Below are 13,476 nucleotides of genomic sequence, written 5' to 3'. Positions count from 1 at the left end.
CCATTGATAGCAAACGCCTGCCGTCAGAACAGCATCACGGAAAGAAGAGGATAACCATGTCCGCGTTACGCGAAGTCACATCACAGCCGACAACGCCCCTCCCTCAGGTGGCGGATAATATCGCGACGATGCCGTTACACACCGACGCCGGACGCTATTTGAAGTACGGCCTCTGGCTGGTTCTGGTAGGCTTTGGTGGCCTGCTACTCTGGGCCGGCATGGCACCGCTGGATAAAGGCGTCGCCTTATCCGGCCGGGTCGTCGTTGCGGATAACCGCAAAACCGTGCAGCCCGTCAGTAGCGGACGCATCGCCTCGCTCACCGTACGGGATGGCGACCACGTGCAGGCTGGGCAAATCCTTGCCACGCTGGACCAAACGCCCGCTCAGGCGCAACGCGATAATCTCGTCACGCAGCTTCAGGAAGCGCACGCGGGCGAAGCACGTCTGCTGGCGGAACGCGACGATCTCAGTACGATCGTTTTCCCTGCTCCCACAGAGCAACACAGCACCGTCACGCAACAAATTCAGATCGCCCAGCAGCAGCTTTTCATCAGCCGTCGCGCGGCGCTGCAACAGGAACGCGCAGCGATGCAGGCTGCCATCATCGGGGCAAAAGCGCAGTCGCAGGGTTCACAAGCGCTGCTTGCCAGCAGCCAGACGCAATTCCAGATTATCAGCGAGCAGCTACGCGGGCTGCGTCCGCTGGCGCAGGAAGGCTACATCGCCCGTAATCGCCTGCTGGACGTCGAGCGGCAGGCCGCCCAGTTGGCGGGCGCGATGGCACAGGAACGCAATAATCAGGTACAGCTCCAGCAGCAGGTCGTCGAACTGGAACAAAAGATCCAGCAGCGCCAGAACGAATACCAGAAAGAGGTGCGAACCCAGCTCGCCGATACCCAACGTTCCATTCAGGATCTCACCCAACGGTTGAAAACGGCAGAGTATGAACTCCAGCACACGCACATTCGCGCCCCCGCTAGCGGCACGGTCGTTGGGTTGGCGTTGCACACCGAAGGCGGCGTGGTCAATAGCGGGCAGATGCTGATGGAAATTGTTCCTGATGGGCAACCGCTACTGATTGACGCACAGCTGCCTATCGAACTGGTAGACAGAGTCAGCGACGGGCTCCCCGTCGAGCTGCTGTTTTCTGCGTTCAATCAAAGCACCACGCCGCGTATTTCCGGCGTCGTCGCACTCATCGGCGCCGATCAGTTAGTCGAGCAACAGACGGGAAAACCTTATTACGCCTTACGTATTCACGTCGATGAACAAGGTAAGCAGCAACTCGCCGGGCTGGACATTCGTCCCGGTATGCCGGTGGAAGCCTTCATTCGTACCGGTGAACGCTCCCTGCTCAACTACCTGTTCAAACCGCTTTCCGACCGCCTGCATCTGGCGCTGACCGAGGAGTAATCATGCTGCGCCTTTCATCCGTTTATCGCGCGGCGATCCGCTCCAGCTATGCCGTCCCGCTTTTTCTCACGCTGCTCTACAGCGCACCGAGTCAGGCTCTGGGATTAATGGAAGCCTGGCAGCAGGCGCTGACGCACGACCCAGCTTTTCAGGCCGCCGTACATGCGCGTAATGCCGACAGCGAAGAGAAGAACATCGGGCGAGCCGGGCTGCTGCCAAAAGTCACCTATGACTACAGCCAGTCCCGTAACGATTCCACCGTTACAGCAGGTGGCCAGCAGTCTGAGCGGGATTACACCAGCCGCGCTTCCAGCTTTTCCCTGCAACAACCGCTGATCGACTACGCAGCATGGTCGCGCTATCAGCAAGGTGAAGCCAGCGCCGTTCTGGCGGACGAACAACTGCGCGATGCCAGCCAGCAGCTATTAGTACGTCTGTTTCAGGCCTACACCAACGTGCTGTTTAGCCGCGAGCAGATCGCCTTGGTTCAGGCACAACAGCGCGCATATCGCGAGCAATATCAGCTGAATCAACGCCTCTTCCAGCAGGGAGAAGGCACACGCACCGATATGCTGGAAACCGAAGCGCGCGTCAACCTGACGGAAGCACAGCTTATCGAAGCACAGGACAACCTTGATATCAGCCTGCGTGAACTGGAAACGCTGTTGGGGATGCCCGTTGGCGTAGATCAACTTGCAGCGTTAACCCCGCGCTTCACGCCGCTGTCGCTTCAGCCTGCGGGCTATCAGCACTGGCAATCGCTGGCGTTACGCCACAATGCGCAGCTACTGGCGCTGAACCAATCGCTGGCCGTGGCGAAATACAGCATTGAGCGTAATCGGGCGGGTCACCTGCCGCAGGTGACGCTGGTTGCCAGCACCCGTAACACGCAGTCAGACACCGAAAACAGCTACAACCAGAAATACGATACACGGTCGATTGGTATCCGCGTCAGCGTACCGATTTTTGCCGGTGGCGGCGTCTCTGCCGCGACACGTCAGGCAAAGGAGCGCTATCAACAAACCGCGCGGGAAAAAGACGAACAGACGGCGACAATCCAGACGGAATTGCGTCGCCAGTTTAATTTGGTCACCAGCAGCCAAGCGAAAATCCGCGCCTATGAGCTGACAGAAAAGTCGGCGCTGGCACTAGTCACCGCCACACAGAAAAGCGTTCAGGGCGGGGAGCGCGTAAATCTTGACGTGCTAAATGCCGAGCAGCAGCTCTACGGCGCACGGCGCGATCTGACCGAAGCGCGTTATACCTGGCTGACAGCCTGGCTACAGCTGCGTTACTACGCTGGTACGCTCGACGAACAAACGCTACGTCAGTTAGCGGCCTATTTCGTGCATACGTAAAAGTGAACGATGACGATATATTCTTATCATTTATAAAATATTTATATTAATAACCAATTGCGCTATAAATTTGATAGCGCATTCTGGAATGCGCTATCGTGAATCATCGCTCATGGGCATAGATTGACTTTTGCGATAAATACACTGTCAATTATTTCGTTTTCAAACTAATCATTTAAAAACAATACAATACCCTCAACTACCACTTTATGATTAATTTTTTTATTTCTAACAAGGTATAATTATCTCAATAAAATTAACCATAAACAGGAAATAACACAAACAAAAATCAACAAAATAAAAACATAAAATTAATTACCACCAATAAAAAACACACAATCCAATAACAAAACGCGTAAATAAAAGCGCCACCATTCTTTAATAAACTTAAATTACATTTAATAAACTAAATAAATCAAAAATTATCCATTATTGCGAGCATGGTCTTTTATTTTCAGCAAATAAAAGAAACATAAAAATTAATAGATTTAGATCAAGAAAATAATCAACAACCCGTCCATATAGTACCCGCAGTAAAAAACTCACTTATTTAATTCTAACTAATCGGTTCATTATATTTTGCAATGGGGCTACTATGGATTTTATCATTCAATTAGTCATTGTCCTGATCTGCCTTTTTTACGGGGCAAGAAAAGGCGGGATCGCGCTGGGTTTATTAGGCGGGATTGGACTTGTTATTCTGGTCTTTATTTTTAAACTACAACCGGGTAAACCGCCCGTTGACGTCATGCTGGTCATCATTGCCGTGGTGGCCGCATCGGCAACGCTTCAGGCATCGGGCGGGCTGGATGTCATGCTACAAATTGCGGAACGTATGCTGCGGCGTAACCCGAAATACGTGTCGATTATCGCGCCGTTTGTTACCTGTATTCTGACCATCCTGTGTGGTACAGGCCATGTGGTGTATACCATTCTGCCGATTATTTATGATGTCGCCATCAAGAATAATATCCGTCCTGAAAGACCGATGGCCGCCAGCTCAATCGGCGCTCAGATGGGGATTATCGCCAGTCCGGTCTCTGTTGCGGTAGTGTCGCTGGTTGCCATGCTGGCTAATTTCACCTTCCAGGGCAAACATCTGGGATTCCTCGATCTGCTGTCTATTACCATTCCCTCTACCCTGCTGGGTATTCTGGCGATTGGGATTTTCAGCTGGTTCCGTGGTAAGGAGCTGGACAAGGATGAAGACTTTCAGAAATTCATCGCCGATCCAGAAAACAAACAGTATGTGTATGGCGATACGGCCACGCTGCTCGACAGAAAACTGCCGCGAAGCAACTGGGTCGCCATGTGGATCTTTTTGGCAACCATCGCAGCGGTAGCGATTCTGGGTGCCGTTGAAGAGCTGCGTCCGGTCTTTGCCGGTAAGCCGCTGTCGATGGTGCTGGTCATTCAGATGTTTATGCTGCTTTCCGGTGCCATCATCATTATCGCGACCAAAACCAATCCGTCTTCGATCTCGAAGAATGAAGTGTTCCGTTCGGGGATGATTGCCATCGTCGCGGTATACGGTATCGCCTGGATGGCGGAAACCATGTTCGGCGCGCATCTGGAAGAGATCAAAAGCACACTCGGCTCAATGGTGAAGGTCTACCCGTGGGCTTACGCCATTATCCTGCTGATTGTGTCCAAGTTCGTTAACTCGCAGGCGGCGGCGCTGGCGGCGATTGTGCCCGTTGCACTAGCCATCGGGGTAGATCCAGCGTATATCGTGGCATCTGCGCCAGCCTGTTATGGTTACTACATTCTGCCAACCTACCCAAGCGATCTGGCGGCTATCCAGTTTGACCGTTCCGGTACCACCAAGATCGGCCGCTTCGTTATCAACCACAGCTTCATTCTGCCGGGCCTGATCGGCGTGAGCACATCCTGTGTCTTTGGCTGGGTGTTCGCTGCAATGTACGGCTTCCTGTAATCTGCCAAAAAGCCGTCCAGCAATGGGCGGCTAGGCGACTGACAAAAACCGTGGGGCGGTGATAATGGATAGATCGTAAAGACGCTATAAACATCCCTGTACGCTCGGATGGTGCCATCCCTGGCACAAACGCTTTACTCTTCTATTCCATTATCACCGTTTTCATTCTGTAAATAGAGTTATCTACAATATCGCCGTCCAGCAATGGACGGCTTTCGTTTCTGTTGCCAGATACGAACGCAGGCCTGCGCCAGCGCGCGTGTCGGATCGATACTGATGTCCCGCCAGCGTGACAACACCGCCTCCAGTGCCGGAGGAACTTCCGTGCAGGCCAGCACCAGACGTTCGGCTCCCCGTTCCACCAGCTGTGCCGCTAACTGCTCCAGCAACCGTCCACCGTGCTGTAATTCTCCACGTTTTACCGCATAGCACCCCGGCACGAAGAGCGTTGTCATTTCCTGTTCGTTCGGCACCACGGTTTCCGCACCTAACTGCGTGGCAAAACGCTGCTGGTACCATCCGGCATTGAGCGTCCCGTGAGTCGCAATCAGCCCGATTTTACGCGGTGATGCCTTTGCCTCATCTGCCTGTGTCAGCGCGTGCAGCGTGACATCGGCAATATGCAGTAGCGGTGCATCACTTGCCTCCGTCAACGCGTCAAACCAATGGTGCGCCGTATTGCATGGCACCACAATGTGGCTGACCGACAGGCGATTAAGCTGCCGGATAGCATGCAGCAGCGTCGGCAGCGGCGATTCACCAGTACCTGCCAGCGCCTGTTGGCGATCGGGAATCTGCGGTACGTTCCAGGCCACCACCGGCACATGATCCTGATCGCGACTGGCGGGCGTTTCTTCAACAATTTTATGCAACAGATCGACCGTCGCCAGCGGCCCCATCCCGCCCAGCACGCCAATCAGCGGTGTACTCATTGCGCGGCCGTTTGTTCGAACAGTTGACGATAGCCAAACAACCCCGCCGAACCGCCGGTATGGATGAAAACAATGTTTTCATCGGCGCGAAAATGCCCTTGGCGAATCAGATCGATCAGCCCCGCCATTCCTTTGCCGGAATAGACCGGATCGAGCAAAATTCCTTCCAACTGTGCCAATAGCCTGAGCGCCTCCAACGTTCCTTCGGTTGGAATACCGTACCCTTTGCCGACATAGTCGCTGTTCACCTGCACCGTGCTGCGCGGCAGTTCGCCCGGAATCCCCAGCAGTTGCCAGGTACGCTGTGCTAACGCGTAAACATTCTCTTCCTGCTTCGCTTTCGGCGCTCTGACGCTGATGCCTAATAGTGGGATCTGGCTGTTCGTCGCCACCAGCCCGGTCACCAATCCTGCCTGCGTGCCGGTGCTGCCCGTCGCGTGAACAATATGATCGATACGCAGACGCTGCTGGCTGGACTGAAATAACAGCTCTTCCGCACAGGCAACATAGCCCAACGCGCCTACCGGGCTGGAGCCGCCGCCGGGGATGACATAAGGCTTCAATCCTTCTTTGCGCAGTGATTCTGCTAACGTTTCCATCGCCTGCTGCATATCCGTACCCGCAGGCAGATGATCGATAATTTCACCGCCAAGCAGGTTATCCAGCAGCACGTTACCGGAGCGCTGATAATCTTCACCGTAGTCCTCCACGCGCTTTTCCAGTAGTACCTTGGTTTTCAGCCCCAGCTTTGCCGCCGCCGCAATAGTTTGTCGCACATGGTTAGACTGCGTCGCGCCCTGCGTGATGATGACATCCGCGCCCTGCTGCTGCGCATCCGCAAGCAGGAACTCCAGCTTGCGGGTTTTATTGCCGCCGGTCGCCAACCCTGTGGCGTCGTCACGTTTGATGTAAATCGTCGGCCCACCCAGATAGGCGGACAGGTTCGGTAACACCTCCAGCGGCGTGGGAAAATGGCCCAGTGATAAACGGGGGAATCGGGCAAGGTGCATAATATTCTCCTGAAATACGAATTACAGATTGAGGTGACGACGCGCTTCTTCACGAACGCGATGTAAAATACGCTGCTTCAGTGCGGCGTAGTCAGGATGCTGTGCCAAGGTTTCAATTTCTCTCTCGCGGCCAAACGGCAGCGGGATCGTCTCCGCAATACGACCGGGACGTGCGGACATCACCAGTACCCGGTCGGCTAAAAACAGCGCTTCGTCCACGTCATGCGTCACAAATAACAGCGTGGTGCCGGTTTTCTGCCAGGCAGATAGCAGCAGTTCCTGCATCATCAAACGGGTTTGTGCATCCAACGCACCAAACGGTTCGTCCATCAGCAGCACCTCGGGGTTCGGCAGCCAGGCGCGCGCCAGTGCCACCCGCTGTTTCATCCCACCAGAGAGCTGCCAGGGATAGTGCTGCTGGAACCCTTCCAGCCCAACCAAGGCAAGATAGTTTTCCGCGTTACGCTGAAGCTGGGCTTTATTCGCGCCCTGCATTCGTGGGCCAAACGTCACGTTTTCCAGCACGGTGAGCCACGGGAATAAATTGGCCTGCTGAAATACCATGCCGCGCGAGGGCTCCGGACGACGAACAGGCTCCCCACCGCACAGCACGCGCCCCTTATCGGCGGATTCAAAACCAGCAATCATGTTGAGAATGGTCGATTTGCCGCAGCCGGAAGGGCCCAGCAGCACCACAAATTCGCCTTTAGCAATCTGGAGAGAAACGTCATCCAGCACCGTTAGAGAACCGGTTTTTGACGGAAATGTGAGGCTCACGCGCTCAACGACAATGTGTGGCGCATCAGGCTGAGAATGTTCGGTCATGATGATTTTCCCGCCCACGGCACGAAGACTCGCTGTGCGCCGACCAACAGCAGATCGAGCACATAGCCAATACCGCCTAATAATAAGATGCCCAACATCACAATATCGGTACGCAGGTAGGCGCTGGCATTCATCACCATCCAGCCGATGCCCGAGGTGGCAGCGACCATTTCCGCCGCAATGAGGGATGTCCAACCGATACCAATAGCCAGTCGCACCGTGGTAAACAGCTCCGGCAGCGTATCGGGCAACACGACATGGAAAAAAATCTGTCGACGGCTAGCCCCGAGCGTTTGTGCGACACGGATACGGGAACGTTCCACGCGCTCAACGGCGGCACAGGCACCAACCACGACGCTGAGAAAAGTCGCGATAAAGATCAGGAAGAATTTGGATGCCTCACCAATTCCCAGCCAGACTACTGCCAGCGGGATGAGTGCGATTTTAGGCAACGGCCGTAGAAACTGAACGAAAGGATTAAAAACGGCAGCAATCGGAGGAGATAGTCCCATCAACAGGCCAAGTGGGACACCAAGGATAATCGCGACGCTGAAGGCGCTCAGCGCCCGAGCGACACTGACGGCAATATGTTCCCACAGCGACACCTGCCGATAGCCGTCCTGCGCCAGCTCTCCGGCGGTCAAGATGATATCCGACAGCGGCGGTAGCAGCAGCGGATCTACCCACTGCTGCGCCCCCGCCCACTGCCACAAGGCGAGCACCGCCGCCACGGACGTGATGCTCAATAACACATAAGACGTTCTTTTCACGACCCGTTAATTCCCTTTCGCCGCCTGCTTCAAATAGGAGGAATTAATGGAATCGGCGAACGAAGCGGGAATATCACGCTGGCGAACTTCGCCGATACTCTCCAGGAAATGCGCCGTTCTAGCGGCGGCCTGACCGATGCCGCTCTGATCCGTGTGATTACCATCACCTAGCCATTGCGCCGTCGCCTGCTGTTCCAGCGTCGGATATTCCAGCCCTGACAGCGTATTGGTTGCTGTTGTGACCGGCGCTCCCACCTCTTTTGCTACAATCGCCGCTGCTTTTTCCGGATCCTGACGGAACTCATCAACTTTCTGCTGGTGTACCCGCAGGAAGCGCGCCACCGTTTCTGGATACTGTTGGGCAAAGGCCTTTCTGACCACATAGTTGTTGTAAATCAGGTAGCCATCTTTTTGCAGATCTTTGGTCGCAAAAATAGCGTGTCCAGCGGAAGCTTCCAGCTCTTGTGCGAACGGTGCCCAGACGTAGCCTGCATCGATATCGCCGCGCTTCCATGCGGCCACCATCTCAGCCGGACGTAGCGGAATGAGGGTAATTTTGCTGCGGTCGAGTTTATTCACCGCGATGGCCGCTTCCAGCGCGTACTGCGCCGTTGAATTTGGCGGATAAGCGACGCGCTTACCTTCGATATCTTTCAGCGTGGTGATGCCAGATTTGGCAATCAGCCGCTCATAAGTAGCGATCACGCCAGATACGCCAACAATCTCCACCGGAAGTTTTCTGACAATACCAGCTGTCGCCGGGCTGGAACCAAAGTTGGCGATATCTATCGCATTACTGGCGAAATAATTCAGCGCATCAGCACCGGAAGCAAACTGCACCCACTTTACCGGCGCGCCCAGCGCTTTTTGTAGCGAACCGTCGGCTTTAGCTAATACCAATACCTGTGAGCCGCCGCTGTAGGCCACACGAACTTCATCAGGATGTTTTTCCACCGCCAGCACGGATGTCGTCATTAATAACAACCCACCGACACCCACTGCACTCAATATATTTCTCATCGTTTTACCCTATGGTGATAAATAAAAAAACCAGTTAAATAAATTAATAAATTATTAATTAATCCTTCAAGCCACTTTGTTATTTAAATAAGATAATTGCCCCCAACTGACATCATCGACAAAAATACCGTTCTCCAGCCGTTCACGATAAGTTTGCTTTTCTTTATCGCCGGGCAGTAATAACGCGTCGTCATCACGGGATTGGCGCACCCATTCTAATAAGGCCGGAATTTCCTGCTGATAGGTTGCCGCACCGCCTAATTTCTGCGGATCGATTAAAATCGACAGCATACTGTTAATAATCTGCTTGCCCTCACCTTTCGCCGTGCGTTCGGTTTTCCCACCAGTCAGCGCCGCGCCAAGCAACGAACAAACCAACGACAGCCCCGATCCCTTATGTTCGCCAAACGGCAGTAGCGCCCCCAGAGGTTGTTCCATCAGCCAGCGGGGATCCACCGTTGGGTTACCCTGATTATCGACGATACAGCCGGGTGCGACCGGTTTACCCTCATTCCATGCGATACGGGCTTTGTTACCAGCAATTACGCTGGTAGCAAAATCCAGAATTACCGGATCATCATGCTCAACCGGAATACCGGCGCAGAATGGATTCGTCCCGAAACGCGCCTGCTGGCCCTGCCACGGTAGCACCACCGGTTTGGTATACACGTTGGCAAAATGCAGTGACACCAGCCCGACCTCCGCCGCCTGTTCTGCCCACGCGCCGATACGTCCCAGATGGTGAGCATTCGCTAAACTCACCACCGCCAGACCATGCGTTTGCGTACGCGCAATACCTTCTGCGACTGCCTGTTTTGCCACCACCTGACCAAAGCCCTGCTGGCCGTCGAACGAAATCAGCGGGCCAAAATCCAGCGTTTTTTCCGCCTGCGCGTGGGGCGAAAGTCCACCTTCCCGAATCGCATCGATATAGCGCGGCAGCATGCTCACACCGTGCGAGTCATGCCCTTTCAGGCTGGATTCGACGAGGTTATCCGCCACAATCTCTGCAATTGATGCGTCCACGTCATTCTCTGTTAGCCGATCGCGTAAATAATCGCGTAAATAATCATGAGTAAAAACAGGCATATTTTCTCTGTATACCACAATAGACATTTATATATACCCACTATAACGCGCAGATCTTTATCCATAACTGACAAATAAGACTATCCATAGCGAATATTTAGCTAAAGCGGTTATTTACTTGTTTTATCGCACGCATGGCTATTTAAAATCTCATTTATTCTAACTTATTCCAAAAAACACTTTAGCTGCAACGCGCTAAGAAAATAGGATGCCTTCTTTAATACATTATTTACGACGAATAATTTATTGAAATAATACCTTGTGGTTCTTTTCTAATTTTATTGCCAACCCTATTACTATTAATAATGAGACAACGATAATGAATCCCTCACTACCCACGAAAAAATCGACGCGTTTTACACGCCTTGCCGCCATGATTGGCCTGACGTTAACGGCATTTAGCGCGAATGCGGAAGGCAGCATTAGCATCGCGCAGCAGTTTGGCATCGGCTACCTGATTCTGGATGTGGTGCGCGACCAGAATCTGATAGAGAAGCACGGTAAGCAGCAAGGTCTGGATATCAAGGTAGACTGGCGCACGCTTTCTGGTGCGACGGCAATCAACGAAGCGCTGCTGTCCGGTGCGCTGGATGTGGCCTCCGCCGGTGTTCCACCAATGTTGACAGTGTGGGACCGCACGCAGGGTCGCCAAAATGTGAAAGCCATCGCCTCACTTGGCTCCATGCCCAACTATTTGCTCAGCAATAACCCGGCGGTGAAATCTGTCCGTGACCTGAGCGATAAAGATCGTATCGCCGTGCCTGCGGCTGGCGTTGGCTTCCAGTCACGTACGCTGCAAATCGAAACCGCGAAGCTCTACGGCGCGGAAAATTTCAAACGCTTCGACAAAATTTCCGTCAGCCTGCCGCATCCTGATGCCAGCGCGGCACTTATCGCCGGCGGTTCCGAGATCAATGCCCACTTTTCCAGTCCACCTTTCCAATATCAGGCGTTAGAACATGCCAATGTGCACAAAATTCTGAGTTCTTATGACGTGCTGGGCGGTCAGGCAACGTTCAATGTGCTCTATACCACGCAGAAATTCCATGATGAGAACCCAAAAACCTACCGAGCCTTCTACGACGCACTGAAGGAAGCCTCGCAGATCATCAAAGCAGATAAAGCCGCAGCGGCCGACACTTATATCCGGGTAGAGAAATCGAAGCTGGATCCTGAACTGGTGAAACGCATCGTCGCCGATCCTGAGATCGACTTCACGATCACCCCTGAACGCACCTACGTTTATGCCGAAAAACTGCACCAGCTTGGCGTACTGAAAAACAAAGCCGCCTCCTGGAAAGACTATTTCTTTGCAGAAATTCACGAACAGCCGGGCAGCTAAATGCTCAGCGTCGCGCTCATTCGACGAGAACCTCGTCGCTACGCAGGAGAACAAGCATGACACACCACACTCACGACACGATTGACCAGCCGCTGTTGCAGGTTGACGGCGTCGGGCTGGAATACCGAACGCGGCGCAGTCTGGTACGCGCCACCCATGATGTGAGTTTTGACGTCTTTCCCGCCGAGCGCTTTGTGCTATTGGGGCCGTCCGGCTGTGGCAAATCCAGCTTGCTTAAATCCATCGGCGGCTTTCTGTCGCCGGTAGATGGTGAAATCCGCCTCGACGGCCAGCGCGTCACAAAACCGGGGCCGGATCGCATCATGGTCTTTCAGGAATTTGACCAGTTGCCGCCGTGGAAAACCGTGCTGGAGAATACGCTGTTTCCGCTGGTGGCCAGCCGTCAGGCAACGCGAGCCGAAGCAGAAGAACGCGCCCGCTATTTTCTCAATAAGGTCGGTCTGGCGAAATTTGCCGATGCCTATCCGCATACGTTATCTGGCGGGATGAAGCAACGCGTCGCCATCGCTCGGGCGCTGACCATGCAGCCGAAAGTGCTGCTGATGGATGAGCCTTTCGCCGCACTGGATGCGCTGACCCGCCGCAAAATGCAGGAAGAATTGCTGGCGCTGTGGGAAGAGGTTCGCTTCACGCTGCTGTTTGTCACCCACTCGATTGAAGAAGCGCTGATCGTCGGCAGCCGGATTTTGTTGCTCTCACCGCATCCAGGTCGCGTGCGAGCAGAAATCAACTGCCATCAATTTGCGTTGAGCGATCAGGGCAGCGAAGCCTTTCAAACCACCGCACAGCGTATTCACCATCTTCTTTTTCCAACCGATGTCGACGCACCTTCACCCGTCACATCCACGCAAGGTAAACCCTATGAGCATTCAGCCCCCCGTGCGGCCCGAGTATCAGCGTGAACTCACGCCGCTGAAAGATTTTACCCTCACCCAGCCTCTGCCGCTGACGACGCGCCTGTGGAACCAGACCTGGCTGCGTAAGCTGGTGCTGCTGGCTGGGCTGCTTATCCTGTGGGAATTCGCCGCGCGCTGGCAAAACAATGACCTGATGCTGCCGAGCTTCTTGCAAACCTTTCAGGCTTTTCGCGACGATCTCGCCAGCGGCGAACTGCCACAGAAAATGGTGGTTTCACTCGGCACGCTGTTGAAAGGCTATGTCATTGGCAGCCTGCTGGCACTCGCCCTTAGCGCGTTGGCGGTTTCCACCCGTTTCGGGCGTGACCTCTTAGGCACATTAACCTCCATGTTCAACCCGCTGCCCGCGATTGCGTTACTGCCGTTGGCGCTGCTGTGGTTTGGGCTGGGAGAGAAAAGTCTGGTCTTTGTGCTCATTCATTCCGTGATGTGGCCGATGGCGTTGAACACCTACTCCGGCTTTCTCGGCGTTTCGGAAACGCTGCGTATGGCAGGCCGCAACTACGGCCTGACCGGCTTTCGCTACATCAATGCCATCCTAATTCCTGCCGCGCTACCGTCGATTATCTCCGGCCTGAAGATCGGCTGGGCGTTTGCCTGGCGCACCCTGATCGCCGCTGAACTGGTGTTTGGCGCATCCAGCGGCAACGGCGGTTTGGGCTGGTATATCTTCCAGAACCGTAATGAGCTTTACACCGACCGTGTTTTTGCCGGGCTGGCTTCCGTCATCATCATCGGGCTGCTGGTTGAAGGGCTGGTGTTTTCCACCATCGAAAAGGTCACGGTGAAACGCTGGGGAATGCAGCGCTAGCCATCATTCTGGTTATGCAAAATCTAACCA

12 protein-coding genes are annotated in these 13,476 nt (G+C 54.0%); 6 read left to right on the top strand and 6 right to left on the bottom strand.

What is annotated here, in order from left to right; genetic code table 11:
• The first annotated feature begins 56 nt into the window (after positions 1–56).
• The 3 genes from KKH3_RS06305 (at position 57) to KKH3_RS06295 (ending at position 4,709) form a co-directional block, all read left to right on the top strand.
• Positions 57–1,415 carry an HlyD family type I secretion periplasmic adaptor subunit gene (locus tag KKH3_RS06305; protein WP_039357077.1) on the top strand — a complete coding sequence of 453 codons (1,359 nt, stop codon included), beginning with the start codon at positions 57–59 and terminating at the stop codon, positions 1,413–1,415.
• Between the two features lie 2 nt (positions 1,416–1,417).
• Positions 1,418–2,773, top strand: coding sequence for a TolC family outer membrane protein (locus KKH3_RS06300; RefSeq protein ID WP_039357075.1), 1,356 nt, complete (start codon positions 1,418–1,420; stop codon positions 2,771–2,773).
• A gap of 595 nt (positions 2,774–3,368) precedes the next feature.
• The gene (locus KKH3_RS06295; protein ID WP_039357073.1) at positions 3,369–4,709 is read left to right on the top strand and encodes an anaerobic C4-dicarboxylate transporter; all 1,341 of its coding nucleotides are present in this window, start codon (positions 3,369–3,371) and stop codon (positions 4,707–4,709) included.
• A gap of 179 nt (positions 4,710–4,888) precedes the next feature.
• Here KKH3_RS06295 and cuyB read toward each other — a convergent pair whose 3' ends face one another.
• The 6 genes from cuyB to KKH3_RS06265 all read right to left on the bottom strand — a co-directional run bounded on the left by cuyB (position 4,889) and on the right by KKH3_RS06265 (position 10,355).
• A complete protein-coding gene (gene cuyB, locus KKH3_RS06290) occupies positions 4,889–5,641 on the bottom strand; it encodes a cysteate racemase (RefSeq protein ID WP_039357070.1) in 753 nt (250 codons plus the stop codon).
• Positions 5,638–6,651: a D-cysteate sulfo-lyase gene (gene cuyA / locus KKH3_RS06285; protein ID WP_039357067.1), complete on the bottom strand. Its 1,014-nt coding sequence runs from the start codon at positions 6,649–6,651 to the stop codon at positions 5,638–5,640. Before cuyA ends, cuyB begins: the two co-directional genes overlap by 4 nt.
• Before the next feature lie 21 nt (positions 6,652–6,672).
• Complete coding sequence (locus KKH3_RS06280; protein ID WP_039357065.1) at positions 6,673–7,476, bottom strand: ABC transporter ATP-binding protein; 804 nt, start codon at positions 7,474–7,476, stop codon at positions 6,673–6,675.
• Positions 7,473–8,246: an ABC transporter permease gene (locus KKH3_RS06275; protein WP_039357062.1), complete on the bottom strand. Its 774-nt coding sequence runs from the start codon at positions 8,244–8,246 to the stop codon at positions 7,473–7,475. Before KKH3_RS06275 ends, KKH3_RS06280 begins: the two co-directional genes overlap by 4 nt.
• Positions 8,247–8,252: 6 nt before the next feature.
• The gene (locus KKH3_RS06270) at positions 8,253–9,266 is read right to left on the bottom strand and encodes a taurine ABC transporter substrate-binding protein (RefSeq protein ID WP_039357061.1); all 1,014 of its coding nucleotides are present in this window, start codon (positions 9,264–9,266) and stop codon (positions 8,253–8,255) included.
• Positions 9,267–9,332: 66 nt separating this feature from the next.
• Positions 9,333–10,355, bottom strand: coding sequence for a malate/lactate/ureidoglycolate dehydrogenase (locus KKH3_RS06265; protein WP_039362188.1), 1,023 nt, complete (start codon positions 10,353–10,355; stop codon positions 9,333–9,335).
• A gap of 319 nt (positions 10,356–10,674) precedes the next feature.
• On the opposite strand from KKH3_RS06265, the gene KKH3_RS06260 reads away from it, so the two are divergent.
• The 3 genes from KKH3_RS06260 to KKH3_RS06250 are packed head-to-tail and all read left to right on the top strand — an operon-like array spanning position 10,675 to position 13,446.
• The gene (locus KKH3_RS06260; RefSeq protein WP_039357058.1) at positions 10,675–11,697 is read left to right on the top strand and encodes an ABC transporter substrate-binding protein; all 1,023 of its coding nucleotides are present in this window, start codon (positions 10,675–10,677) and stop codon (positions 11,695–11,697) included.
• 56 nt (positions 11,698–11,753) lie between these two features.
• Complete coding sequence (locus KKH3_RS06255; protein WP_039357055.1) at positions 11,754–12,620, top strand: ABC transporter ATP-binding protein; 867 nt, start codon at positions 11,754–11,756, stop codon at positions 12,618–12,620.
• On the top strand, positions 12,580–13,446 hold the full coding sequence (locus tag KKH3_RS06250) for an ABC transporter permease (protein WP_039357052.1): 867 nt from the start codon (positions 12,580–12,582) through the stop codon (positions 13,444–13,446). The genes KKH3_RS06255 and KKH3_RS06250 overlap by 41 nt, the downstream gene beginning before the upstream one ends.
• Positions 13,447–13,476 lie beyond the last annotated feature (30 nt).

This window comes from Pectobacterium actinidiae (genome assembly GCF_000803315.1).
Taxonomy (GTDB): domain Bacteria; phylum Pseudomonadota; class Gammaproteobacteria; order Enterobacterales; family Enterobacteriaceae; genus Pectobacterium; species Pectobacterium actinidiae.
Note: the sequence above shows the minus strand (reverse complement) of the source record. Positions and strands in the feature narration are given on the sequence as shown.

Coding starts and splice junctions, on each gene's coding strand:
- KKH3_RS06305 (WP_039357077.1), top strand. CDS start 57: ATGTCCGCGTTACGCGAAGTCACATCACAGCCGACAACGCCCCTCCCT.
- KKH3_RS06300 (WP_039357075.1), top strand. CDS start 1,418: ATGCTGCGCCTTTCATCCGTTTATCGCGCGGCGATCCGCTCCAGCTAT.
- KKH3_RS06295 (WP_039357073.1), top strand. CDS start 3,369: ATGGATTTTATCATTCAATTAGTCATTGTCCTGATCTGCCTTTTTTAC.
- cuyB (WP_039357070.1), bottom strand. CDS start 5,641: ATGAGTACACCGCTGATTGGCGTGCTGGGCGGGATGGGGCCGCTGGCG.
- cuyA (WP_039357067.1), bottom strand. CDS start 6,651: ATGCACCTTGCCCGATTCCCCCGTTTATCACTGGGCCATTTTCCCACG.
- KKH3_RS06280 (WP_039357065.1), bottom strand. CDS start 7,476: ATGACCGAACATTCTCAGCCTGATGCGCCACACATTGTCGTTGAGCGC.
- KKH3_RS06270 (WP_039357061.1), bottom strand. CDS start 9,266: ATGAGAAATATATTGAGTGCAGTGGGTGTCGGTGGGTTGTTATTAATG.
- KKH3_RS06265 (WP_039362188.1), bottom strand. CDS start 10,355: ATGCCTGTTTTTACTCATGATTATTTACGCGATTATTTACGCGATCGG.
- KKH3_RS06260 (WP_039357058.1), top strand. CDS start 10,675: ATGAATCCCTCACTACCCACGAAAAAATCGACGCGTTTTACACGCCTT.
- KKH3_RS06255 (WP_039357055.1), top strand. CDS start 11,754: ATGACACACCACACTCACGACACGATTGACCAGCCGCTGTTGCAGGTT.
- KKH3_RS06250 (WP_039357052.1), top strand. CDS start 12,580: ATGAGCATTCAGCCCCCCGTGCGGCCCGAGTATCAGCGTGAACTCACG.